The organism is Candidatus Brevundimonas colombiensis (assembly GCA_029202665.1).
Lineage (GTDB): Bacteria > Pseudomonadota > Alphaproteobacteria > Caulobacterales > Caulobacteraceae > Brevundimonas > Brevundimonas colombiensis.
This window is the reverse complement of sequence record CP119326.1, coordinates 2,020,532-2,044,046: the sequence shown is the minus strand read 5'-3', so window position 1 is coordinate 2,044,046 and position 23,515 is coordinate 2,020,532. Positions and strand designations below refer to the sequence as shown.

The 23,515-nt window shown below is 68.8% G+C and carries 25 protein-coding genes and 1 riboswitch; of the genes, 17 read left to right on the top strand and 8 right to left on the bottom strand.

The window, feature by feature from the left end; genetic code table 11:
• The first annotated feature begins 3 nt into the window (after window positions 1–3).
• The 11 genes from P0Y50_09840 to P0Y50_09790 all read left to right on the top strand — a co-directional run bounded on the left by P0Y50_09840 (window position 4) and on the right by P0Y50_09790 (window position 10,237).
• Complete coding sequence (locus P0Y50_09840; protein ID WEK38850.1) at window positions 4–888, top strand: alpha/beta hydrolase; 885 nt, start codon at window positions 4–6, stop codon at window positions 886–888.
• A 36-nt stretch (window positions 889–924) separates the two neighbouring features.
• Complete coding sequence (locus P0Y50_09835; protein WEK38849.1) at window positions 925–1,767, top strand: aldo/keto reductase; 843 nt, start codon at window positions 925–927, stop codon at window positions 1,765–1,767.
• 18 nt (window positions 1,768–1,785) lie between these two features.
• On the top strand, window positions 1,786–2,448 hold the full coding sequence (locus tag P0Y50_09830; protein WEK38848.1) for a Pr6Pr family membrane protein: 663 nt from the start codon (window positions 1,786–1,788) through the stop codon (window positions 2,446–2,448).
• Between the two features lie 10 nt (window positions 2,449–2,458).
• Window positions 2,459–3,988: a UbiD family decarboxylase gene (locus tag P0Y50_09825; protein ID WEK38847.1), complete on the top strand. Its 1,530-nt coding sequence runs from the start codon at window positions 2,459–2,461 to the stop codon at window positions 3,986–3,988.
• A gap of 154 nt (window positions 3,989–4,142) precedes the next feature.
• A complete protein-coding gene (locus P0Y50_09820; protein WEK38846.1) occupies window positions 4,143–5,048 on the top strand; it encodes a DUF3829 domain-containing protein in 906 nt (301 codons plus the stop codon).
• 174 nt (window positions 5,049–5,222) lie between these two features.
• Window positions 5,223–7,004 carry a M14 family metallopeptidase gene (locus P0Y50_09815; GenBank protein ID WEK38845.1) on the top strand — a complete coding sequence of 594 codons (1,782 nt, stop codon included), beginning with the start codon at window positions 5,223–5,225 and terminating at the stop codon, window positions 7,002–7,004.
• 3 nt (window positions 7,005–7,007) lie between these two features.
• A complete protein-coding gene (locus P0Y50_09810; GenBank protein WEK38844.1) occupies window positions 7,008–7,415 on the top strand; it encodes an MAPEG family protein in 408 nt (135 codons plus the stop codon).
• Window positions 7,416–7,467: 52 nt separating this feature from the next.
• On the top strand, window positions 7,468–8,823 hold the full coding sequence (locus P0Y50_09805; protein ID WEK38843.1) for a TldD/PmbA family protein: 1,356 nt from the start codon (window positions 7,468–7,470) through the stop codon (window positions 8,821–8,823).
• On the top strand, window positions 8,820–9,614 hold the full coding sequence (locus tag P0Y50_09800) for a 3'(2'),5'-bisphosphate nucleotidase CysQ (GenBank protein WEK38842.1): 795 nt from the start codon (window positions 8,820–8,822) through the stop codon (window positions 9,612–9,614). The genes P0Y50_09805 and P0Y50_09800 overlap by 4 nt, the downstream gene beginning before the upstream one ends.
• 93 nt (window positions 9,615–9,707) lie before the next feature.
• Window positions 9,708–9,953: a DUF4170 domain-containing protein gene (locus tag P0Y50_09795; protein ID WEK38841.1), complete on the top strand. Its 246-nt coding sequence runs from the start codon at window positions 9,708–9,710 to the stop codon at window positions 9,951–9,953.
• Window positions 9,954–10,033: 80 nt separating this feature from the next.
• Complete coding sequence (locus tag P0Y50_09790; protein WEK38840.1) at window positions 10,034–10,237, top strand: hypothetical protein; 204 nt, start codon at window positions 10,034–10,036, stop codon at window positions 10,235–10,237.
• A gap of 163 nt (window positions 10,238–10,400) precedes the next feature.
• Here P0Y50_09790 and P0Y50_09785 read toward each other — a convergent pair whose 3' ends face one another.
• A complete protein-coding gene (locus tag P0Y50_09785; protein ID WEK38839.1) occupies window positions 10,401–11,066 on the bottom strand; it encodes a sulfur transferase domain-containing protein in 666 nt (221 codons plus the stop codon).
• A gap of 31 nt (window positions 11,067–11,097) precedes the next feature.
• A complete protein-coding gene (locus P0Y50_09780; protein ID WEK38838.1) occupies window positions 11,098–12,063 on the bottom strand; it encodes a DMT family transporter in 966 nt (321 codons plus the stop codon).
• Window positions 12,064–12,160: 97 nt separating this feature from the next.
• Window positions 12,161–12,304: riboswitch (FMN riboswitch) on the bottom strand.
• A gap of 152 nt (window positions 12,305–12,456) precedes the next feature.
• Between P0Y50_09780 and P0Y50_09775 the strand changes: the two genes are divergently transcribed.
• The 4 genes from P0Y50_09775 to lpxK are packed head-to-tail and all read left to right on the top strand — an operon-like array spanning window position 12,457 to window position 17,300.
• The gene (locus P0Y50_09775) at window positions 12,457–14,283 is read left to right on the top strand and encodes an ABC transporter ATP-binding protein (protein ID WEK38837.1); all 1,827 of its coding nucleotides are present in this window, start codon (window positions 12,457–12,459) and stop codon (window positions 14,281–14,283) included.
• Entirely contained in the window at window positions 14,280–14,963 is a 684-nt protein-coding gene (locus P0Y50_09770; GenBank protein ID WEK38836.1) for a lysophospholipid acyltransferase family protein, read from the top strand. The genes P0Y50_09775 and P0Y50_09770 overlap by 4 nt, the downstream gene beginning before the upstream one ends.
• A 10-nt stretch (window positions 14,964–14,973) precedes the next feature.
• Window positions 14,974–16,287, top strand: a complete 1,314-nt coding sequence (locus P0Y50_09765) for a 3-deoxy-D-manno-octulosonic acid transferase (GenBank protein ID WEK38835.1) — start codon at window positions 14,974–14,976, stop codon at window positions 16,285–16,287.
• Window positions 16,284–17,300: a tetraacyldisaccharide 4'-kinase gene (gene lpxK / locus P0Y50_09760; GenBank protein ID WEK38834.1), complete on the top strand. Its 1,017-nt coding sequence runs from the start codon at window positions 16,284–16,286 to the stop codon at window positions 17,298–17,300. The genes P0Y50_09765 and lpxK overlap by 4 nt, the downstream gene beginning before the upstream one ends.
• Here lpxK and P0Y50_09755 read toward each other — a convergent pair.
• Window positions 17,285–18,610 carry an amidohydrolase family protein gene (locus P0Y50_09755; GenBank protein ID WEK38833.1) on the bottom strand — a complete coding sequence of 442 codons (1,326 nt, stop codon included), beginning with the start codon at window positions 18,608–18,610 and terminating at the stop codon, window positions 17,285–17,287. The two genes, lpxK and P0Y50_09755, sit on opposite strands and share 16 nt — an antisense overlap.
• Before the next feature lie 114 nt (window positions 18,611–18,724).
• Between P0Y50_09755 and P0Y50_09750 the strand changes: the two genes are divergently transcribed.
• The gene (locus P0Y50_09750) at window positions 18,725–19,417 is read left to right on the top strand and encodes a murein L,D-transpeptidase catalytic domain family protein (protein WEK38832.1); all 693 of its coding nucleotides are present in this window, start codon (window positions 18,725–18,727) and stop codon (window positions 19,415–19,417) included.
• A 3-nt stretch (window positions 19,418–19,420) separates the two neighbouring features.
• On the opposite strand, the gene P0Y50_09745 is transcribed toward P0Y50_09750, so the two are convergent.
• The 5 genes from P0Y50_09745 to P0Y50_09725 form a co-directional block, all read right to left on the bottom strand.
• Window positions 19,421–19,696, bottom strand: coding sequence for a type II toxin-antitoxin system RelE/ParE family toxin (locus P0Y50_09745; protein ID WEK38831.1), 276 nt, complete (start codon window positions 19,694–19,696; stop codon window positions 19,421–19,423).
• Window positions 19,684–19,884, bottom strand: coding sequence for a CopG family transcriptional regulator (locus tag P0Y50_09740; GenBank protein WEK38830.1), 201 nt, complete (start codon window positions 19,882–19,884; stop codon window positions 19,684–19,686). Before P0Y50_09740 ends, P0Y50_09745 begins: the two co-directional genes overlap by 13 nt.
• Window positions 19,885–19,916: 32 nt before the next feature.
• On the bottom strand, window positions 19,917–21,191 hold the full coding sequence (gene purD / locus P0Y50_09735; GenBank protein WEK38829.1) for a phosphoribosylamine--glycine ligase: 1,275 nt from the start codon (window positions 21,189–21,191) through the stop codon (window positions 19,917–19,919).
• A 61-nt stretch (window positions 21,192–21,252) separates the two neighbouring features.
• On the bottom strand, window positions 21,253–21,666 hold the full coding sequence (locus P0Y50_09730) for a PRC-barrel domain-containing protein (protein WEK38828.1): 414 nt from the start codon (window positions 21,664–21,666) through the stop codon (window positions 21,253–21,255).
• 17 nt (window positions 21,667–21,683) lie between these two features.
• Window positions 21,684–21,845: a hypothetical protein gene (locus P0Y50_09725; protein ID WEK38827.1), complete on the bottom strand. Its 162-nt coding sequence runs from the start codon at window positions 21,843–21,845 to the stop codon at window positions 21,684–21,686.
• A gap of 64 nt (window positions 21,846–21,909) precedes the next feature.
• On the opposite strand from P0Y50_09725, the gene xseA reads away from it, so the two are divergent.
• Window positions 21,910–23,502, top strand: coding sequence for an exodeoxyribonuclease VII large subunit (gene xseA, locus P0Y50_09720; protein ID WEK38826.1), 1,593 nt, complete (start codon window positions 21,910–21,912; stop codon window positions 23,500–23,502).
• The last annotated feature ends 13 nt before the right edge of the window (window positions 23,503–23,515 follow it).

The window sequence follows — 23,515 nt, the reverse complement described above, 5'->3', positions numbered from 1 at the left end:
GACGTGACGTTTGGGGTCGAGGATCGGATCATCGAGGCGGGCGACGGCTGGCCGCTGGCGGCGACGCTGTTCCGCCCCGACGACGCGCGGATGGCGGTGCTGGTGTCGGCGGGGACCGGGTTCCCGCGCGGTTTCTATGGCCGGTTCGCGCGCTGGATGGCCGAGCGGGGCGCGGTGGTCCTGACCTATGACTATCGCGGCATCGGCGGGTCGCGGCCCGACGATCTGGCGGCGATGCAGATGGATTACCCCGACTGGGGGCGGCTGGACATGCCCGCCGCGCTGCAGGCGCTGAAGGCGGCCGCGCCCGGCCTGCCGGTCTTTCACGTCGGGCACAGCGTCGGGGGCCATTTCGTCGGCTTCATGCCCAATCAGGCCGACATCGACCGCCACGCCTTCGTCTCGGTCGGAACCGGCTGGTGGGGCGGGCATCACCGGACCTACAACCCGTTCGAGCTGATGTTCTGGCTGGTGCTGGGTCCGCATGATCTGCGCAGACACGGCTATATCCGCAGCGGCAAACTGTGGCGCGGGACCGACCTGCCGCGCGGAGTGTTTCAGACGTGGAAGCGGTGGTGCCTGAAGCCGAGCTATTTCCTGAAGGAACTGGCCGAAGGCGCGCTGGAGCCGCAGCAGTTCGACAAGGTGAAGGCGCCGATCCGATCGTGGATCTTCAGCGACGATCCCATCGCCACGCCGGGTACGGGGGCGCGCCTGCTGACCGCCTATGGCGCCGCGCCCGCCGAAATCCTCAGCCGCGCGCCCCGCGACTATGGCGTCAAACGCATCGGTCACGAGGGGGCGTTCAGAAAGGGGATGGAGCCTCTGTGGACGGAAATCCTGCAATGGTTCGAGGCGGGCCTTTCGGCGCACCGGTCGAGCGCCTAATTTCGTCCCTCCTCCCCCGACGCTAAGGAGCGCCCCATGGCCTATGGCGACCAGCCCACGATCACCGTCGACGACGTCGAAATCCCGCTGCTGGGTTTCGGCACCTGGCAGTTGGAGCCGAACGACGCGCGCCGCATGGTCGCCGAGGCGCTGCGGATCGGATACCGCCACATCGACACGGCCTGGATCTACCAGAACGAAAAGGCGGTCGGCGAAGGCATTCGCGATTCCGGTCTGGCGCGCGACGACTTCTTCCTGACCACCAAGATCTGGGTCGAGCATTTCGACCATGACGGCCTGCTGCGTCAGGCGCAGGAATCGGCGGACAGCCTGGGCACGGTTCCCGACCTGCTGCTGCTGCACTGGCCCAAGACGACGCCGTCGTTCGAGGAGACTCTGGGCGCCTTGAACGCCGCCAAGGACGCGGGACTGACCCGGTCGATCGGCGTGTCGAACTTCCCGTCCAAGGAATTCCGTCAGGCGCAGGCCCTGTCCAAGGCGCGGCTGATCACCGATCAGGTTGAACATCACCCCTATCTGGGCGTCGACCGGCTGGTCGCCACGGCGGCCGAGCTGGGGTCGTCGATCACCGCCTGGTCGCCGCTGGTCCAGGGCAAGATCGCCGACGACGCCACGATCAGCGAGATCGGCAAGGCGCACGGCAAGACCAATGGCCAGGTGACGCTGCGCTGGCTGATCCAGAACCGCATCATCGCCATTCCGCGCACCTCCAAGGAAAGCCGCGCGCGCGAGAACTTCGACATCTTCGACTTCGAACTGTCGACCGAGGAGATGCAGCGGATGAACGCCCTGGATCGGGGCGAGCGCCTCGGCGACTGGATCGATCCGGCGTTCCAGTGGGACAAGACGGGCGCCTGAGCGTCAGGGGACAGGCGGATGCTGAGACGCAGGGACCGGCCGCGGCTGTGGCGCGCGACGTTCGCCGTCGTCGGCTGGTCGGCGCTGGTCCTGCAGTACATCCTGATGGTCGGCCCGATGCAGGGTTGGGGCGTGGTCGAGCGGACCGTCAACTATTTCAGCTTCTTCACCATCCTGACCAATATCCTGGTCGCCCTGGCCTTCACCGGCCCGCTGATCGACGCCGACCGGCGGCTGGCCCGGTGGAGCGCCAGCGAGGGGGTGCGGGCGGCGGTCACCCTGTACATCGTGGTGGTCGGGGTGGTGTATCACCTGCTGATCGCGCCGCACTGGAAACCCCAGGGCCTGCTGTACGGGGTCAATCTGGTGCTGCACTACGTCATGCCCGCCGCCTTTGTGCTGGACTGGCTGTGGTTCACGGCCAAGGGACGGCTGCGCTGGATCGACCCGGTGAAATGGCTGACGTTTCCGCTGGTCTATGGCGGATGGACGCTGGTTCACGGCCTGACGACCCATTGGTGGCCCTATGGGTTCGTGGATGTGGACGCGCTGGGGCTGGGCCGGGTGATCGCGATCTTCGGCGGGCTGCTGGCCTTCTTCCTGGTGGTCGGTCTGGGGCTGGTCGGGCTGGATCGAGTGTTCGGCCGCACGGGGCGTGACAGCGGCGCGCGGGCCGCCTAAGCCACGCCTCATGGCCTATAAATCCCTGCGTGACTTCATCCAGCAACTGGAAGCCGACGGCGAGCTGGTGCGGGTGTCCGAGCCGGTCTCGACCGTGCTGGAGATGACCGAGATCCAGACCCGGCTGCTGCGCAACGGCGGCCCGGCGGTCCTGTTCGAAAAGCCGGTCATGCCGGACGGGACCATCAGCCCCATCCCCTGCCTGGCCAATCTGTTCGGCACGGTGAAGCGGGTGGCGATGGGGGTGACGCTGGAGGGCAAGGCGCGCACCACGACGGCGGAGCTGCGCGAAGTCGGCGAACTGCTGGCCTTCCTGAGGAATCCGACACCGCCGCGCGGGCTTGGCGACGCGATGGAAATGCTGCCGCTTATGCAGACCGTCATGTCGATGCGGCCCAAGACGGTGAAGAAGGCGCCGGTGCAGGAGGTGGTGCTGAAGGGGGATCGGATCGACCTGACCGCCCTGCCCGTCCAGTCGTGTTGGCCCGGAGAGCCCGCGCCCCTGATCACCTGGGGTCTGGTGGTGACCAAGGGGCCGTCGGACGACCGCGAGGACGACTTCAACCTGGGCATCTATCGGATGCAGGTGCTGGGCAAGGACAGGGCCATCATGCGCTGGCTGGCGCACCGGGGCGGGGCGCAACACTACGCCCGGCACAAGAAGGCCGGAAAGCGCGAGCCCCTGCCCTGCGCCGTGGTTCTGGGGGCCGATCCGGGCACGATCCTGGCCGCGGTCACGCCGGTGCCGGACACATTGTCGGAATATCAGTTCGCGGGCCTGATGCGGGGCGCCAAGGCCGAACTGGTCCCGTGCAAGACCGTGCCCCTGATGGTGCCGGCCCAGGCCGAGATCGTGCTGGAAGGCCATGTCCTGCTGGACGCGTTCGAGGACGAAGGTCCGTATGGCGACCACACCGGCTATTACAACTCGGTCGAGAAGTTCCCGGTGTTTCAGGTCAGCGCCATCACCATGCGTCGCGACCCCATCTATCTGACCACCTTCACCGGCCGGCCGCCGGACGAGCCCAGCGTGTTGGGCGAGGCGCTGAACGAGGTCTTCATTCCCCTGCTGCGCCAGCAGTTTCCCGAGATCGTCGACTTCTGGCTGCCGCCCGAGGGATGCAGCTATCGGATCGCCGTGGTGTCGATGAAGAAGGCCTATCCGGGCCACGCCAAGCGGGTGATGCTGGGCGTGTGGAGCTATCTGCGCCAGTTCATGTACACCAAATGGGTCATCGTCGTGGATGACGACATCGACGCTCGCGACTGGAAGGACGTCATGTGGGCCATCTCGACCAAGATGGACCCGGCGCGCGACATCACCGTGATCGAGTCGACGCCCATCGACTATCTGGACTTCGCCTCGCCCGAGAGCGGCCTGGGCTCCAAGATCGGCCTGGACGCCACCGACAAGTGGGAGCCCGAGACAAAGCGCGAATGGGGCGAAGAGATCCGCATGGATCAGGCCGTCATCGACCGGGTTTCCGACATATGGGACCGTCTGGGCCTGCCCGGCGACGGCAAACCGATCTGGAAATGATGCGCCTTCAATGACTTGCGATTTCGTCAGCGAGCGGAGCCGTTTTTTTGAGAACCCAACCTTGACCGTGACGTTTCCCTTGCTCTGAGCCGAGGCGGAACTCGGCTCGCTATGGAAGGGAAAACCTATGAAGTCTCGGACAGCGGTTAGCGCGATGGCCTTGGTCTGCGCGATGACGATGGGCCTGGCGGCTTGCGGACAGGGCGATGGCAAGGCCGGCCCCAACGGCAAGACCGAATCCGTGAGGGCCGCATCCGGCGACGAGGCCACGCAACAGAAGTTCGGCCTCTACACCGAGGCCTTCAACAAGCTGATCGACGAGCACTGGGGCGTGCCCGAAAACTTCGGCAAATACGAGAAGCTGAACCTGCCGACGGCCAATCCCAGCAGTTCGATCTATTTCCCCGAGAACATCACGACACTGGAACAGGCCATCGCCAAGCTGAAGGAAGGCCGGGCCCTGTCCGGCGGCGGCAAGAGCCAGCGCGCCGACGCGGCGGTGGACAAGCTGATCCCCCAACTCGAGGCCCTGCTGGGGCAATGGAAGACGCTGGACCCCTATTTCGAATCTCGCGCCTATCGCGACGACGGCCTGGCCAAGGCCAAGGCGGCGCACCCCGCCTTGATGGCCGCCTATCAGAGTTCGGTCGCCGGCATCGGCGAACTGGACGCGGCCCTGTCGGAGTATCAGCGCGCCCGCAACGCCGCCCAGATCGCCGCCCTGACCAAGTCGGGCCACACGGCCGAAGCCAGCCTGGTCGACGCCATGCAGAAGGCCGATCACTTCACCACCGCCGTTCTGGAGGACAAGCCGGAAGAGGCCGACCGCCTGCTGCCCGGCCTGGTCGAGGCGACGGCCAAGGTGCGCGAAGCCGAAGCGAAGATGGCGGCCGATGCGGAGAACAAGTCCGAGTTCAGCTCCATCGCCGACCGGCTGGATTCGATGGTCGGCTCGTGGCGCGACTACAAGCAGAGCAAGTCCGACTACGAGCGCGAGAGCATCGTCAGCGATTATAACAGCGCCATCGACCGGATGGACGACGTCGAACTGCCGTCCTGATCGCGATGCCGTCCCCGTCATGGCGACCGTGACGGGGACGGATCGGCGAACCGCCACGCTGGACGCGGTTGAAACTTGTCACAATGCGGCAATCGGCTCACGAAGGGGCTTATGCGATCCCCTCTTCTGGTCACGGCGCTGGTCGCCGCCCTTGCCTGTAGCGTGAGCCCCGCCATGTCCCAGACCCCGCCTGCGTCGCTTTCCAACGCCGCCCCCTGGGACCAGCCTTTCCTGCCGCCCGCCCCCGCGTGGGACGGGGCGTCCAGGGCTTTGTTGCGGGGCGCGTCCGATCCGTGGGTCACGGCGTTCGAGGCCGATCCGGCCCATGATTTCAGCCCCGACTATGCCGACACCCGCGCCTGGTTCGACCGGCTGGATGCGGCGTCTGACCTGATCCGCATCGAACAGTTCGGCACATCGCCGGAGGGGCGGCCCATCTATGCGGTGATCGCCTCCAAGGATGGCGCCGCCTTCGATCCGGCCAAGCCCGTGCTGATGATCCAGGCCGGCATCCACCCCGGCGAGATCGACGGCAAGGATGCGGGCATGATGCTGCTTCGCGACATCGCCTTCTATGGCAAGGACGGGCTGCTGGACCGGGTCAACCTGATCCTGATCCCGATCCTGAGCGTGGACGGGCACGAGCGGGCCAGCGCCTATTCCCGCCCCAACCAGCGCGGACCGCGCATCCAGGGCTGGCGCAACACCGCAACCAACCAGAACCTGAACCGCGACTATCTGAAGCTGGACCAGGCCGAGATGCGGGCCGTGCGCGGCCTGATCCTGAATTACCGGCCGGACCTCTATGTGGACGTCCATGTCACCGATGGCATGGATTACCAGTACGACGTCACCTTCGGCTTCAATGGCGAGGACGGGTCGTTCAGCCGCTCGCCGCATGGGTCTCAGTGGCTGGATTCGGTGTTCAAGCCCGCCATGAACGCGGCGCTGGAACGCCAGGGCCATATTCCCGGCGAACTGGTGTTCGGCGTCGATGACGATGAGCCGAAGAAAGGTCTGTCGGACGGCGGTCTGGGCGAACGCTATTCCAACGGCTGGGGCGCGGCGGCCCATGTCCCGACCATCCTGATCGAGAACCACAGCCTGAAACCGCATGAGCAGCGCGTGCTTGGGACATATGTCTTCATCGAGGAAGCGCTGCGGCTGCTGGCGGACAAGGGTTCGGCGCTGAGGGCGGCGACCGAGCAGGACCGCGCCCTGCGCCCGGCGGAAATCCTGGCCAATTTCGAGCAGGAGGACACCCCCGCCTCCACCCGGCCGTTCAAGGGCGTGCTGTTCGACACCTATTTCAGCCCCGCCTCGGGCCGCAACGAAATCCGCTGGTCGGGCCAGCCCGATCCCGACCTATGGCAGATGCCCTTCTATGGGTCCAAACCGACCCTGACCCTGCAACGGCCGACGGCCTACTGGATTCCCAGCTACCGCACCGACATCATCGAGCGGCTGAGGGCGCACGGGGTGCAGATGGAGACGGTCGCCGCGCCGCGCGTGGTCAATGTGGAGATGCTGCGTCTGGTGTCGCCCAAACTGGCCGCCCGCGCCAATGAGGGCCATGTTCAGGCATCGGTCGAGACGGTGAAGACCGAGCGTCGCGACTGGACCTTCCCCACCGGATCGGTGCGGGTCCCGACCGACCAGCCGCTGGGCGACGTCGCCATCCTGCTGCTGGAGCCGCAGTCGAACGAGAGCTTCTTCGCCTGGGGCATGTTCCCCGAGGTGATGAGCCGGGTCGAATATATCGAGGCCTACGCCATCGCGCCGCTGGCCGAGACGATGCTGGCGGCCGATCCGGCGCTGAAGGCCGCGTTCGAGGCGAAACTGGCGGCCGAGCCCGCCTTCGCCGCCGATCCGCAGTCGCGTCTGGCCTGGTTCTATGAACGCACGCCCTTCTACGACGACCACTATCTGCTCTATCCCATCGGGCGCGAGGACTGATCGATGAGTTCGCCCCTGATGCTGGCCATCCAGGCCGCCGCCCTGTGGAGCGGCCTGCTGATCCTGATGATGCTGGTGCTGTCGGGCATCGTGGTCAGCGGACGGCGCAAGCACATGGTGTCGCTGGGCGACGGCGGCAACGCCGACCTGATGGCGGCCAGCCGCGCCTTCGGCAATCTGGTGGAATATGGGACGCCGGGCATGATCGCCATGCTGCTGCTGGCCGCCGTCGGCGGGCCCGCCTGGATGGTTCATGGGGTGGGGGCGACCCTGCTGGTCGGCCGGATCAGTCATGCCCTGGGCCTGCTGTTCCAGACCGGGCCGTCGCTGGGCCGGGTGATCGGGATGTTGCTGACCTGGGTGGCGCTGCTGACGGCCGCCGTGGGGCTGATCGCCTTCGCCGTGGTCTGACGCCAAGAACGCGACAGGTTGCGATGCAGCGGGGCGTCCGCCATATCGGGGCATGACCGAGACCCTGGCTGCGCCCGTTTCCACCGATCTTCTCAACGACATCGTCAAGGCGGCCCTGAGCGCCGGGGCCGACGCGGCCGAGGCGGTCAGCGCCGACCGCCGGTCCCTGTCGGTCGGAGTGCGAAACGGCGGGCTGGAGGATGTGGAGCGCGAGGAATCGCGCGACCTGGGCCTGAGGGTCTTCGTGGGTCAGCGTCAGGCGTCGGTGTCGGCGTCGGACCTGTCGCCCGCGACCCAGGCGCGGCTGGTCGAGCGCGCGGTGGCCATGGCGCGTCTGGCGCCCGAAGACCCCAACGCGGGTCTGGCGCCGCAGGACCGGCTGGCGCGCGGCCCCCTGCCCGACCTGGACCTGTTCGACGCCAGCGAGCGCAGCGCCGAGGCGCTGGAAGCCGCCGCCGCCCAGGCCGAGGCCGCCGCCCTGGCCGTGACCGGCGTGGCGCGATCCGAGGGCGGTCACGCCTCCTGGTCGTCCAGCCGCTGGCGGCTGGTCACGTCGCACGGGTTCGACGGCGCCTATGAGGGGTCGGCCTTCTCTCTGGGCGTCGGCGTCATCGCCGAAAAGGACGGAGCGATGGAGCGCGGCGGCGAGAGCCGTTCGACCCGCCACCTGTCCGACCTGCCGGGCGCCGAGGTGATCGGGCGGACGGCTGGGGAACGCGCCACAGCCCGCGTGGGACCGCGCAAGATCGCCTCGACCACCGCCCCCGTCATCTTCGACAACCGGATGGCCGGCCAGATCGTGTCGCCGGCGCTGGGGGCCATATCGGGTCCGTCGATCGCGCGCGGCACCTCCTTCCTGAAGGACCGGCTGGGCCAGCGGGTGTTCGCGCCGGGCGTCACCCTGATCGACGATCCGTTCCGCCCGCGCGGCATGGGTTCGACCCCGTTCGATGACGAGGGCGTGGCGGTCGAACGGCGCGCCCTGTTCGACGACGGCGTCCTGACCACCTGGCTGCTGAACAGCGCCTCGGCGCGGCAGTTGGGCCTGCAATCGACGGGTCATGCGTCGCGGGGGCTGGCCGGGCCGTCCGGCGTCTCGACCCACAATCTGCATATGCAGCCGGGCGAGCGCGATCTGGCGGGTCTGATGGCCGATGCGGGGTCGGGCCTGTTGGTCACGTCGATGTTCGGCCCGTCGCTGAACGGCAACACCGGCGACTGGTCCGCCGGGGTGTCGGGCTTCTGGTTCGAGAACGGCGAAATCGCCTATCCGGTCAGCGAAGTGACCGTGGCGGGCAAGCTGCCCGAGCTTTATCTGCGGATCGAGCGGGGCTCGGACCTGGAGTTCCGGGGCGGCTTCAACGTGCCCAGCCTGATGTTCGACGCGGTGGCCATCGCCGGCAAATGACGGACTTGAACGCCGACCTCGATCTGATCCGACAGGCGGCCATCGACGCGGGCGCCCTGGCTATCGCCGAGCGCGAAGCGGGGCTGAAGATCCAGTCCAAGCCCGGCGGTTCGCCCGTGACCAGCGGCGACCTGAAGGTGGACGCCATGCTGAAGGCGCGGCTGCTGGCGGCCCGGCCCGACTATGGCTGGCTGTCGGAGGAGACGGCGGATTCGCCGGATCGGCTGTCCAAAAAACGCATCTTCGTGGTCGATCCCATCGACGGCACGGTCGCCTATATGAAGCGGACGCCGTGGTGGTGCGCGCCCATCGCCGTGGTCGAGGATGGTCAGGTCGTCGCCGCCGTCATCCATGCGCCCGAGGTGGAGGAGACCTATGCCGCTGTGCGCGGCGGCGGGGCCACGCGCAACGGCCGGCCGATCCAGGCCTCGGACGTGGATACGCTGGAGGACGCCTCGGTGCTGGGCGACGCCCGGCTGATCCAGGCGCCCTGGTTCGACGAGCCGTGGCCGCCGATGCGGTTCGAAAAGCGCAACGCCCTGGCCTACCGCATGGCGCTGGTGGCGTCGGGCGCGTTCGACGCGGCGCTGGCCCTGACGCCCAAATGGGACTGGGACGTCGCCGCCGGCTGGCTGATCGCGACGGAGGCGGGGGCCAGGGTCAGCGACCATCACGGCCGGCCGTGGGCCTTCAACCGGCCTGATCCGCGCCAGGCCAGCCTGGTCTGCGCCGCGCCGCTGATCCAGCCGATGATCGTGCGGCGCTGTAGAAACGTGCCGTTTTCGACCTAAGTCAGGGGCGGAAAAACCCGGCCGACATTGATCCGGGGGCGTTCTCGGCCTATGCCGCGCGCAAACCTCCTCCCCCAGCCTTCAGGATTTCCGATGACCGATCAGAACGCCGCGCCGTCGCAACTGCTTCACCTCGTGATCGGCGGCGAGATGCGCCACCTGAACGAGCCGGTGTTCCGCGATCTGTCGCAGGTCGAGTTCGTCGGCGCCTTCGGCAATTATGAAGACGCCAAGAAGGCCTGGAAGGCCCGCGCCCAGGCCACCGTGGACAACGCCCACATGCGCTATTTCATCCTGCACGCCCACAAGCTGATCGACCCGCGCGCCGACGTCGCCTAAAAATCCGACCTGATCGTGCGACATCGGGGCGCTCGAACCGGCGCCCCGATCCGACGTTCGGTCTGTAGTCGAGGACGACCATGAACCTGGAACCGCAACAGACCTTTCAACTGATCAGCATGCTGGCCGTGCTGGGGCTGTTCTGCTTTTCGCTGCGCGACAAGATGAACTATGCGCGCTGGTTCAAGACGTGGGAGGCCGCCCGCAAGGCCCGCCGGGACGCCGAACTGGCCGCCGAGGCGCGCGAGCGCGGCGAAACCGACAAGACCGGCCCCTGGGGCTGAGCGAACACGTCCGTCATTCCGGGCGTCATTCCTGGGCGGCCGCAGGCCGAACCCGGAACCCAGGGGGCACATCCGTCTGTTGAAGTCGTCGGCGCCGGGGATGCGTCCCTGGCTTCCGGGTTCCTCGCTGCGCTCAGCCCCGGAATGACGGACAAGGCAGTCCCTACTCCCGTCGCAGCAGTTTGTCGGTCAGCAGCGTGCCCCACCAGCCGGCCTTGAACTCGGCGCGGATCGCCTGAGGGTCGTAGTCGGGGCTGTCGATCCAGTCGATGAAGCTGATCCCGCGCGGTTCGACCTCGTTGACATATTTCTCCAGCGTATAGTCCAGCACGCCCGTCAGCCCCTCGCGCGAGTGCAGGTATTTCTTGGACAGCTGGTTCATGGCGACCGAGATCGGCTCGCCCAGATGGAAGTGGCGATAGAAGACCGCCATCATCCCCGCCCGGTCCGCGCCCGACTTGCAGTGGATCAGCACCGGATACTGGATCGTTTTGAAAAGGTCGCGCGCGCGATGGATGCGGTCGCGTTGCGGCGGATCGCGCGAATCCAGCGGGGCGTCGATCAGGGTCAGGCCCAGACGCTCGCACGCCTGTTTCTCCAGCCAGTAATAGCCCTCGTCCCGTTCGCCGCGCAGATTGATGACGGTCTTGACGCCCTTGGACTTCCAATAGGCCAACTGGCGCGGCGACGGCTGATTGGTCCGTACCAGGTCCGGTCCCAGCCAGTGGGCGTTGGAAAAGGCCAGGCGCAGAAACGCATGGTCCGCCCAGAAATAGTCCCAATGGGCCCTGAACCGGCCCCAGGCGGTGGTGAGATCGAAACGCGACATGGAGGCCAGATAGCGGTCCGGGGCCGCCGCGTCATCCTCCGCCGACGGCCGGGGCCGCGCGCGTTTGCGGCGCGCGGTTCTCTGTCCAGAAGATGAAGACCGAGGCGCCGACGATCAGGGCCGCCCCCGGCCAGAACCACGGCGACGGCGTCTGGCCCAGCAGGGACCAGCCGATCAGGCCGGCCAATGGCGCCTTCAGGTCCGCGAACGGCTGCAGATAGGCCGCGTCCGCCCGCTTGTAGGCCCAGGCCAGCAGATACTGCGCCGCCGCCGTCAGCCCGCCGAGCGCCAGCAGCAGCAGCAGCCCGATCCCTTGCGGCAAGGCGAACGGCAGGCCCGTCGCCACGCCGGCCGGCAGGACGAAGGCGAAGGCGTTGGCCAACAGCAGGATCGCCAGATGGTTGGGCGTGATCAGCACCAGCAGGGAGACGGTCAGGGTCTCGGGGCTTTCCTCGCGCGCCAGGGCCTTGGTCAGGACGTCGGTGGCGGCCCACAGGGCGGCGGCCAGGATCGGCGTCAGGGCGGGCCAGTCCAGCCGCTCGGCCCCGACGCCGGACACCACCACCGCGCCGACGAAGCCGGCCAGGGCGGCGCCGAGCCGGGCGCCCGACACTCGCTCGCCCAGGAACAGGGTCGAACCGACGATGACGAACAGCGGCCCGGTCGCCAGCAGCGTCACCATCTGCCAGATCGGCACGCCCGAGGCGAAGCCATAGACGAACACATGCACCCCCAGGGCCGAGGCGAAGGCGCGGGCCTGGTGCGCCAGCGGATGGCGTGTCTTCAGCTTGCCCAGCCCGATCCGCATCACCACCGGCGCCATCAGCACCGAGGCGATCAGATATTGCCAGAAGGCCATGCCGGTCGAACTCATGGCGAACTGCTGCGGCAGGATCGACTGAAGCGTATTGGCGGCGGCGAACACCAGGCTGGCCGACAGCATCGACAGCGCGCCCATGGAGGCGGCGGCGGAGCCGGGCGAGGAAATCTGGTTCAATGGTCGTCCTTTCCGTAACCAGCTTCCCCAGGGTTACGGGCGACGACGCGCCGAGCCGCCGCCCGGCGAGGGGCGGCGAACGCCGGCGAGGCGCTGGTCCCGTTCTCTTTCATCCGGACTATACCGTCGGCCCCGGAATCACACCGGATCTGCTGACCTCTCCAAGCGGGGAGAGCGCTCGCGGGCTTGGCGTCGCCGCCTTACCGCCGGTGGGGAATCGCACCCCGCCCTGAGAACAACGCGGGCGAACCCGCAGCCCCTAGTTAGAAAAGCTGTGCGGCCTGTTCAACCGCCCAGGCGTTCGGGCGTTGGATTTCAATGTTCGATGGAAGGCCCTCGTCTCGTCGCCCGACAAGCCTTGACTTGAACGCCTGCTCGGACGACCGAAGGCCGATGAGCGAACCCGCCCCCTCCATGCCCCTTCGCGCCCTGCTGGCGCGGATCTGGCGTGACTATCTGTCCCTGCACCGCTGGACCCTGGTCACGGCCATCGTCTGCGCGGCGCTGACGGGGGTTCTGACGGTCACGCTGCTGCAGTTGCTTCAGCCCGCCGTGAACGGCCTGTTCCTGAACGGCGACCAGCCGATCACCCTGTTCCACTATATTCATGTCGAGGCGCGACACGCGCTGATCGCGATCCCCGTCGCCATTCTGGCGGTGGCGCTGATCCGAACCGCAGCAGCCCTGTTGCAGGCGTGGCTGGTGAACCGCCTGGGCCACAGCATCGTCGGCGACATTCAGGTTCGGCTGTTCGGCCGCATGATCCGCGCCGACCTGGCGCGTCTGCGCAGCCAGCATTCGGGCGGTTTCGTCTCGTCGGTGCTGTTCGACGCCAATCTGGTGCGCGAGGCCTTCACCTCGGGCGTCGTGACCTACACCCAGAACCTGCTGATGCTGATCGGCACCATCGTCTTCATGTTCTTCAACGACTGGCAGTTGGCCATGGTGGTGCTGCTGGGCGTGCCGCTGGTAGCGCTGGTGCTGCGCCGGTTCGGAAAGCGCACGCGCAAGGCCGCGCGCGGCGCCATGGCCGAGACCGAGAACCTGTCGACCGCCCTGATGGAGAACATGGACGGGGTTCGGCTGATCAAGATCGAGAATCGCGAAGCCGCCGAAGAAGCCCGCGTCGCCGAGGTGGTCGCCCGGCGCCAACGCCACGTCATAAAGGGGGCCAACGCCCGCGCCTTCGCCGGTCCCGCGTCGGACATGGTGGCCTATGTCGTGGTGGCCGCCGTGCTGGCCTATGCCGGATGGCGCGCGCAGTCGGGCGCCATGACGGTGGGCGGCTTCGCCGCCTTCATCGCCATGCTGCTGGCGGCGGGCCAGTCGTTGCGTCAGGTGACCAATCTGGCGACGGTGCTGGCCGAGGGTTTCACCGCCGCGCGCCGTCTGTTCGCCGCCCTGGACATAGAGCCGGAAATTCGAGAGGCGCCGGATGCGGCGCCCCTGGCCGCCGGTCCGGTCGAGGTGGTGCTGGAGCATGTGTCGTTCGCCTACGCCCCCGGCGGGGCGCCGACGCTGGACGAGGTGTCCCTGCGGGTCGCGCCGGGCGAGACGGTGGCGCTGGTCGGGCCGTCGGGCGGGGGCAAGAGCACAATCCTGAGCCTGTTGCCGCGCTTCTACGATGTGACGGGCGGGGCGGTGACGATCAACGGACGCGACGTGCGGGCGCTGCGTATTCATGACCTGCGCGACCATATCGCCCTGGTGACGCAGGAGCCCTTCCTGTTCGACGACACCATCGCCGCCAACATCGCCTATGGCCGCCCCGGCGCGACGCAAGGCCAGATCGAGGACGCGGCCCGCGCCGCCGCCGCCCACGACTTCATCACCGCCCTGCCCGAAGGTTACGCCACCCGCGCGGGCGAGGCGGGCCTGCGCCTGTCGGGGGGCCAGCGCCAGCGCATCGCCATCGCCCGCGCCTTCGTCAAGGACGCGCCGATCCTGCTGCTGGACGAGGCGACCAGCGCCCTGGACACCGAGAGCGAGGCCCTGGTGCAGGCGGCGCTGGAGCGGCTGATGGAGGGCCGCGCCACCCTGATGATCGCCCACCGCCTGTCGACCGTGAAGAACGCCAACCGCATCTATGTGATCGAGGCGGGCAAGGTGGTCGAGGAGGGATCGCACGAGGCCCTGGTGGCCAGGGGCGGCCTCTACGCCCGTCTGGCGCGCCAGCAGTCGCTGGACGGCGCGTCCGTCGCCATTGAGACCGTGGCGTGAGGCCCCTGCGCATACCCGCCGTCCAGTCGGCCCTGGCCTGGACCCTGGCCAAGTGGATGCAGTTCTGCTTCGCTACCATCCGCTGGACCTATGAGAACCAGTCGACGGCCGAGGCGGTCTGGGCGCAGGGCGGCGGCGTGCTGTGCGTCTTCTGGCATTCTCGCATCGGCCTGTCGCCGGTGTGCTGGCCGCTGGATCGGGCGCAGCCGGCCAAGGCCCTGATCTCGCTGTCCGCCGACGGAGAATTCATCGCCAAGGCCGTGGCGCGTCAGGGCTTTCCCGCCGTGCGCGGGTCGTCGGCCAACAAGGACAAGGCGGAAAAGGCCAAGGGCGGAACCCAGGCCCTGCGCGACGGGCTGAAGCAGTTGAAGCTCGGCGCCCTGGCCATCACCCCCGACGGCCCGCGCGGCCCGGCCAACGTCATGGCCGAGGGGCTGCCGCTGATGGCCAAACTGTCCAAGGCGCCGGTGCTGTTCATCGGCATGTCGTGCAGTCCGGCGATCCGGCTGAACAGTTGGGACAGGGCGGTCCTGCCCCTGCCCTTCGGCAAGGGCGCCATCGTCTGGGACCGCGCCGACTATCCCGAGGGCGCCGAGATCGCCGAGGTGGTCGCCGACTGGACGCCCCGTCTGAACGCCGTCGAGGCGCGCGCAGATCAGATCACCGGCCTGAAGCCGTGAGAAAGCAGCCGTGACGCCCCTGCCCCTGATCGCCTATCGCCTGCTGACCCGCGCGCTGGAGCCGCTGGCCCCGCGCCTGCTGGACGCCCGCGCGCGTCGAGGCAAGGAAGACCCGGTGCGGGTGGACGAACGGATGGGCTTCACGCGCACGAAAAGGCCGGACGGCGATCTGGTCTGGCTGCATGGCGTCAGCGTGGGCGAGAGCCTGTCGCTGCTGCCGCTGGTCGAGCGGTTCGTGAAGACGCGCCCCGACCTGACCGTGCTGGTGACGTCGGGCACCGTCACCTCGGCGCAGATTCTGGCCGAGCGGCTGCCGGCGAGCGTAATCCACCAATATGCGCCGGTCGATGGGCCGGCGGTCGCGGCGCGGTTTCTGGATCACTGGCGCCCGGCCCTGGCGGTGTTCGTCGAGAGCGAGCTGTGGCCCAATCTGCTGCTGGAGGCGCATCGGCGCGGCGTCAGACTGGCACTGGTCAGCGCGCGCCTGACGGAAAAGACGGTCGGGAACTGGGCGCGGTTCCCGGCCTCGGCGCGGGCGGTGACGGGGGCGTTCGACCTGGTCCTGCCCCAGGACGCGGCCTCGGCCCGGCGGCTGGAGGCCATGGGCGCGCGGATCGACGGTCTGGTGAACCTGAAACTGTCGGGCGAGGCCCTGCCGCACGACGCCGCCGCCTTCAGCCGCCTGTCCGCCGCCATCGGCGACCGCCCGGTGGTGGTGGCCGCCAGCACCCATGAGGGCGAGGAGATCGCCATCGTGCGCGCCCTGGACGGTCTGGACGACCGGGTATGCCTGATCCTGACGCCCCGCCACCCCGAGCGCGGACCGCATATCGCGCAGGGTCTGGCGCGCGAGGGCTACGCCTTCGCCATGCGTTCGCGCGGAGAGACCATCGGGCCGGACACCGACATCTATCTGGCCGACACCCTGAACGAGATGGGACTGTTCCTGCGGCTGGCCGATGTGGTGATCATGGGCGGATCGTTCGCCCCGGCGCTGGGCCTGCCGCCGGTCGGGGGGCACAATCCGCTGGAGCCGGCGCGACTGGGGCGGCCCGCGATCACGGGACCGGACGCCTCGAACTGGGCGCCGGTGACGGCGGCGCTGAGCGGCGCGGGCGGCCTGATCCTGGTTCAGGCGCCGTCCGATCTGGCGGCGGCCGTCGCGCCCCTGCTGGCGGACCCGGCGGCGGCCAAGGCGATGGGCGAGCGGGCGCGGCGCGCGGCGGCCGAGGCCGGCGGCGGGCTGGAACGCCTGTGGGCCGCGCTGCAGCCCCTGACACCCTCCCCGGCGCCCTCCCCGACGCCGACGCGGGCCGGGCGATGAAGCTGAACACCCCCCGCTGGTGGTATGTGCGCGACAGCAATCATGCGCGCATGACCCGCACCGTGCTGAAACCGCTGGGCTGGCTGTGGGCGGGCGTCACGGCGCGACGCATCGCCAGGGCCGCGCCCGTCGATCCGGGCTGCGCCGTGGTCTCGGTCGGCAATCTGACGGTCGGCGGATCGGGCAAGACGCCGGTCGCGCGCGAAATCCTGCGCCTGTTGCGGGCGGCGGACGTCGAGGCGCACGGGTTGTCTCGCGGATACGGCGGGCGACTGGAAGGACCGGTCCGGGTCGATCCGGCGGCGCACACGGCGGACGACGTCGGCGACGAACCCCTGATGCTGGCGCAAGGGTCGCCCGTCTGGATCGCGCGCGATCGGGTCGCGGGGGCGAAGGCTGCGGTCGCGGACGGCGCCCAGGCCCTGGTGCTGGATGACGGCCATCAGAATCCAGCCCTGACAAAGACCGTCAGCCTGATCGTCGTGGACGGCGAGACGCGCGGCGACGAATGGCCGTTCGGGGACGGATCGGTCTTTCCTTCCGGCCCGATGCGAGAGCCGCTGAAGGCCGGGCTGGCGCGGGCCGACGCTGTTGTGATCATGCTGCCGACCGATGTGGAGGCCGCCGATCCCGAACTGCTGGCGGTGTTCGCCGGCCTGCCCGTCTTCATCGCCCGCCTGACGGCCGAGGGGCCGCCCCCGTCGGGACCGCAGGTGGGGTTCGCCGGCATCGCCAAGCCGTGGAAGGTCGAACGGTCGTTGAAGGCGGCGGGCTGCGATCTGGTCGACTTCGTCCCCTTCCCCGACCACGCGGCCTACAGCGCCGAGACCATGCGGTTCCTGACCGACCGCGCGGCCGTCTATGGCGCCGGGCTGGTGACGACAGAGAAGGACTGGGTTCGCTTGACGCCCGACCAGCGCGCCCACGTCGTCGCCTGGCCCGTCGTGGCCCGGTTCGAGGACGAGGCGGCCTTCACCGCCTTTCTGAACGACCGGATTCAGTCGGCGCGATAGACCACGCCGGACTTCATCACGAACCGCATCCGCTCCAGCTCGGTCACGTCGCTCAGCGGATCGCCCGAGACGGCGACGATGTCGGCGGGCATTCCCGGCGCGATCCGGCCCGCTTCGTTCGAAATCCGCAGGTGTTCGGCGGCGCCGACGGTGGCGGCCTGAATGGCCTCAAGCGGGGTCAGACCGGCGCGCACCAGAAGGGCGAACTCCTGGGCGTTGTCGCCATGGGCCGAAACGCCGCTGTCGGTGCCGAAGGCGATCCGAACCCCGCCCTCATGCGCGCGCCGCGCCATGTCCAGCATCTTGGGGCCCGCTTCCAGCGCCTTGGCCGTCTGGGCCGGGGTGAAGAAATTGTCTGGACCAGAGGCGATACGGGCCACGAAATCGCCCGCCAGCAGAGTGGGGATCAGCCAGGCGCCGTTCGCCTTGAACAGGCGGATCGACTGGTCGTCCAGATAGGTGCCGTGTTCGATGGAATCGCCGCCCGCCCGCAGGAAGGCGTTGATGCCGTCCACGCCATGGGCGTGCGCCGTCACCTGGCGGCCCATCCGGTGGGCGCTGCCGACGATGGCGGCCAGTTCGTCGTCGCTGAACTGCTGGTTCAGGCCGGCGGCGGTGTTGGACAGGACGCCGCCCGTTGCGGTGATCTTGACGATATCGGCCCCCGCGCGAACCTGGGTGCGGACGGCGCGCATGCAGTCCTCGGGACCCGAACAGACGCTCTCGGATGACAGCAGATGCATGACGTCGTCGCGATAGCCGTTGATGTCGCCATGGCCGCCGTGGATCGACACCGCCGATCCCGCCGCGATGATGCGCGGCCCCGGCACGTCGCCGTTCCGGACGGCGTTCCTCAGGGCGAAGATCGCCTGGTTCGACGCGCCCAGGTCCGCCACGGTCGTGAACCCCGCCATCAGGGTGCGGCGGGCGTAACGGGCCCCGACCATGGCCTGATCCGCGTCCGACAGCGTCACGCTTTCCAGACGCGAATTCGGATTCTGCTGACCCGTCAGATGGACGTGGCTGTCGATCAATCCGGGCAGGACAAAGGCCCGCCGCAGGTCCACGATCTTGCCCTGAGAGGCGTCCCCGACGAAGCCGTCGCGCACTTCGACGACCTGGTTCCCTCTGATCACGAGAGTTTTATCGCGTTGCACGACGCCGTTCGACGGATCGGCCAGCAACCTTCCGGCCTCGACGAACGTTGTCGTGGGTTCGGCCGAAACCCCAGCGCCAGCGGGGGTTTGCTGCGCGTTGGCGCCCATGGCCGACGCCATCAGCGCCGCCAGCGCGATTCCGAAACGCCTCATCGATGTCCCCCCGCGACGCGTCGGCCGCAATAATGCCCCACAAGGCTCAGGTTGCCTCGCCCGTAACCTTTTGAAACAACCACGCCTCAAGACCAACCGCAACGAGGGCGTCGCATGCGGCTATCCAGACGAGGGCTGATCCTGGGCGGATCGGCGATGTTGGCCGGATGCGCCAGCGCCAGCGCAACCCCGCCGCTGACCACGGCCCAGACCCTATCCCCCGTCGCGGCGCCGCTGGCCGGCCTGCCGACCATTCAGACCGCTACCCTGACGCCGCCGCCGCTGGATCCACGCGGCCACGTCCGCAAGGAGTTGATGGAGCGCGCCATGACCGCGCTGGACACCCATCACCACCGCCTGCCGCTGCGCGACCGGATGTATCTGGTCGACTTCAAGAAATTCTCGGGCGAGGAGCGGCTGTACGAGGTCGATCTGGTCGCCGGCGAGGTCAAGGTCCTGCGGACCTGCCACGGTCGCGGGTCGGACCCCAGCCACAGCGGCTACGCCCAGAGGTTCTCCAACACCCCGGATTCCAACATGTCATCGGTCGGCGCCTATGCCACCGCGGGCGCCAACTGGGGCCGCCAGCAGGGGCCGAACGTCCTGCTGGACGGGCTGGAATACACCAACGACAAGGCGCGGGAACGGGCCATCATCATCCACGGCGCCGACTACGCCGACCCCGACTTCCTGGCGCGCGAAGGCAAACTGGGCCGCAGCTACGGCTGTTTCTCGGTCGCCCACACCGACCTGCCCGGCTTGCGCGAACGCATGGGCGAAGGCCGGCTGCTGTTCGCGGCGGCTTAGGCGCTAGAATTTTGGCCTTCGGGCGGAGTGCCGGATGGTGATGATGCGGATTTCGTCCGGCATGATCGCATAGCGTATCACATACGGACGGATCGACACCGCTTCGCGCAGTCCATGCCGGATCGGTCGCCCCCGGTCTGGAAACACGTCCAGACTTTCGGCCAGATCGATCAGACGAACCGCCAAGCGGATCGCGGCCGACAAGCTGAAGCCCTGCACATAGGATTGAATGGCGATCAGGTCTTCCCGAGCTTGCTCGGTCCAGACTACTCGCCGCATTTCGGCGGCGGGAGCGGATTGTCCGTCCCCCACGATAGAAGCCAGCGCTTCACCGCTTCATGGCTGACCACCCGCCCCGCCTCGGCGTCCGCGAGACCGCGCAGTGTCGCCGCCTCGTCCGCCTCGTCGTCGGGGATATCGAAGACGCCAGGCTCTTCGTCGTCATCATAGGGTGCGGGATGCGCCATGGGCCGGACCCTACCACGTCCCGCCGATCCGGTCAGCCCCGCTCCAGCGCGCGCCAGCCGATGTCGGAGCGGTTGAAGCCGCCGGGCCAGTCGATGGCTTTGATGGCGGCGTAGGCGCGTTCGCGGGCCTGGGCGATGTCGTCGCCCTCGGCGCAGACGTTCAGCACCCGCCCGCCCGAGGCGCACAGCTGGCCGTCGTCGCGGCGTCTGGTGCCGGCATGGAAGACCTGGACATGGGGGCCGAAGTCCTGATCGGCGCCGCGAATGATCGAGCCTTCCAGCGGGCTGTCGGGATAGCCCTTGGCGGCCATGACCACGCAGATCACCGTCTGGGACTTGAAGGCCGGGGTCGGCAGGCCCGACACGTCGCCGCGCGCGCAGGCCAGCAGATAGGGCACGATGTCGCCGGCGAACCGCATCATCAGCACCTGGCATTCCGGGTCGCCGAAACGGGCGTTGAACTCGACCACCTTCGGGCCGTCCTCGGTCGCCATAAGGCCCGCGTACAGCACGCCGCGATAGGGGGCGCCTTCCTCGGCCATATGGCGGATGGTCGGCTGAACGATCAGGTCGTCGGCCTGCTGAACCAGGTCGGGCGTGAAGACGGGCGCGGGCGAATAGGCGCCCATGCCGCCGGTGTTCGGCCCCAGGTCGCCGTCGAAGGCGCGCTTGTGGTCCTGGGCGCCGCCGAACAGCAGGGCCTGTCTGCCGTCGCACAGGGCGAACAGAGAGCCTTCCTCGCCGTCCATGAACTCTTCGATCACGACCCGGGCGCCGGCCGCGCCGAAGCGGCCGCCCAGCATCCGTTCGATCTCGGCCTCGGCGTCGGGGCGGTCGGGGCTGATGGCCACGCCCTTGCCGGCGGCCAGCCCGTCGGCCTTGATGACATAGGGTGGGCGGAACGCTTCCAGCGCCGCCTTGGCGTCCTTGACCGTGTCATAGACGCCGTAACCCGCCGTGGGGATGCCATGCCGTTCCAGGAATGCCTTGGAGAAGGCCTTGGACGTCTCCAGCTGCGCGGCCTTGGCCGTGGGTCCGAAACAGGGGATGCCGGCCGAGGCCAGACGGTCCGCCAGACCGGCGGCCAGCGCCACCTCAGGCCCGACCACCACCAGGTCGGCGCGGATTTCGCGGGCCAGGGCCGCCAGCCCCTCGGCGTCGTCGGCCTTGACGGCGCGAAGCTCGCACAGTTTCTCGATGCCCGGATTGCCGGGCGCGGCGACCAGGCGTTTGACCAGCGGCGACTGGGCGATCTTCCAGGCCAGGGCGTGTTCGCGGCCGCCCGATCCGACGAGAAGAATGTTCATGAGACCCGGCAATGACCGCCCCGCGCGGGCCGGTCAAGCATCGGTCAGGCTTAATGCGGAATTAGCGTGCGGGCGGCGTCCAGGCCGGCAGGGCCTGCAACTGGCCGGGCGTCAGGTCGGTGACCAGATCCTTGTCCCCGTTGCGGTCGATGGGGGCCAGGTCGGCGACCGGAACCAGCACCTTCATGCCGCCCGGCCCGTTCAGCTGGACCACCAGATGGGTCAGGGCGCCCGAGGCGTCCAGCACCAGGGTCTCGACGTCGCCCAGATCGGCATTGGCGCGCGACACGACGTCGGCGTCCTCCAACTGGTCGCGCGTCATGCCGAAGGCCACGGCGGCGTCGGTCGCAGCAACATCCGCCTGTCTATCGGGCGGCGATGCGGGCGCCTGCAGCGCGTCGTCGTCCCGGTCCGAACAGGCGGCGACGGTCACGGTCATCAACAGGGCGGCGCCGAGCGCAAGCATACGGGTCATGCGATGTCCTGACGGCGTCAAACCAAGGCGAAAACGATATAGGCGCCCAGGCCCAGCAGAGCGATGCAGCCTATGATCAGCCAGGGGCTCATGGCGCCGCCCTCGCCCGAGCGACGCATCAGGTCGCGCTCGTGCGGGTCCCGGTCGGAAGGGTCTGTGTTTGGGGGGTCGGCGGCCATCCCGTCTCAACGAGGCGACGCAGCCCCCGTTCCCGGACGCATCGACGCAGGCTAGAGTGCGCCGATGAGCGACGACTATGTGTTCGAAGGCCCGGCCGAGGCCCCCGCCCCGCGCGACAACAATCCGCCGCTGTCGATCTCGGAACTGTCCTTCGCGCTGAAGCGGACGCTGGAGGACCGGTTCGGCCATGTGCGGCTGCGCGGCGAGATCTCCAAGGTCAACCGCCACGCCTCGGGCCACATCTATCTGACGCTGAAGGACGACAAGTCGGCCATCGACGGCGTGGTGTGGAAGGGATCGACGCGCGGTCTGGGGGTTCAGCCCGAGGCGGGGCTGGAGGTCATCGTCACCGGCAAGATCACCTCCTATCCGGCGCGGTCGTCCTATCAGATCGTGATCGAGAGCATGGAGGCGGCGGGCGCCGGCGCCCTTCTGGCTCAGTTGGAGCGGTTGAAGGTCCGCCTGCGCGACGAGGGCCTGTTCGAACCGGGCCGCAAGAAGCCCCTGCCCGCCTTCCCCGCCGTGATCGGCGTGATCACCAGCCCGACCGGCGCGGTGATCCGCGACGTGCTGCACCGGATCGCCGAACGCTGGCCCTGCCGCGTCATCGTCTGGCCCGTGGTGGTTCAGGGCGAGGCCGCCTGCAGCCAGGTGTCGAATGCGATTCGCGGCTTCGATTCGTTGCATCCGGGCGGCCCCGTTCCCCGCCCCGATCTGCTGATCGTCGCGCGCGGCGGCGGCTCGGTGGAGGACCTGTGGTGCTTCAACGACGAGGGTCTGGCGCGGACGGTGGCGGCGGCGCTCATCCCGATCATCTCGGCCGTGGGGCACGAGACGGACACCACCCTGATCGACTTCGTGTCGGACCGCCGGGCGCCGACGCCGACCGGCGCGGCCGAGATGGCGACGCCGGTGCTGGCGGACCTGCGCTACGCCGTCGCCGACATGGACCGGCGCATCGTCCAGGCGGGCGGGCGGCTGATCGAGGATCGGCGCACGCGGCTGCGGGCCGTGGCGCGCGGCCTGCCGGCGCGGCCCGAAGACCTGCTGGCCCTGGCGCAACAGCGACTGGACCATGTGTCGAGCCGTCTGGGATCGGGGCTGCAACGCAATGTCGCCCTGCACGAGCGGCATCTGGCGGTGACGGGCGGCAAGCTGAGCCCAACCCTGCTGCGCACGCGGATCGAACGCGGCCAGGACCGACTGCGCGGCGCCGGCGACCGGCTGGGTTCGGCGCTTCAGGCCGGCGTCGCGCGCGGCGAGCGGCGGCTGCTGCAGGTCGCGGCCCGTCTGTCGCCCGCGCCGCTGTATCGGCGACTGGACCAGCGCGAGGCTCGTCTTCAGGCGACGACGACGCGGCTGGACGCCGTCATGCCGCGTCGGCTGGAGCGGGACGCCGACCGTCTGGCGGCCCTGTCGCGGGCCCTGGCCACCCTGGACCCCGGCCGCCCCAAGCCCGGTTTCGCCCGCGTCGAGGATGCGGACGGCGGCTGGATCACCTCGGCCGCCGCGCTGGAGACGGGTCAGGCGGTCCGGCTGGTGTTCGGCGACGGCGCCCGGCCGGCGGTCATCGACGGCGCCGATCCCCGTCCCGCCCCGCCGCGTCCGCCTGCGAAGCCGAAGCCGCCTGCTGCGGATCAGGGAAGCCTGTTCTAGCGTCGGTCGCCGA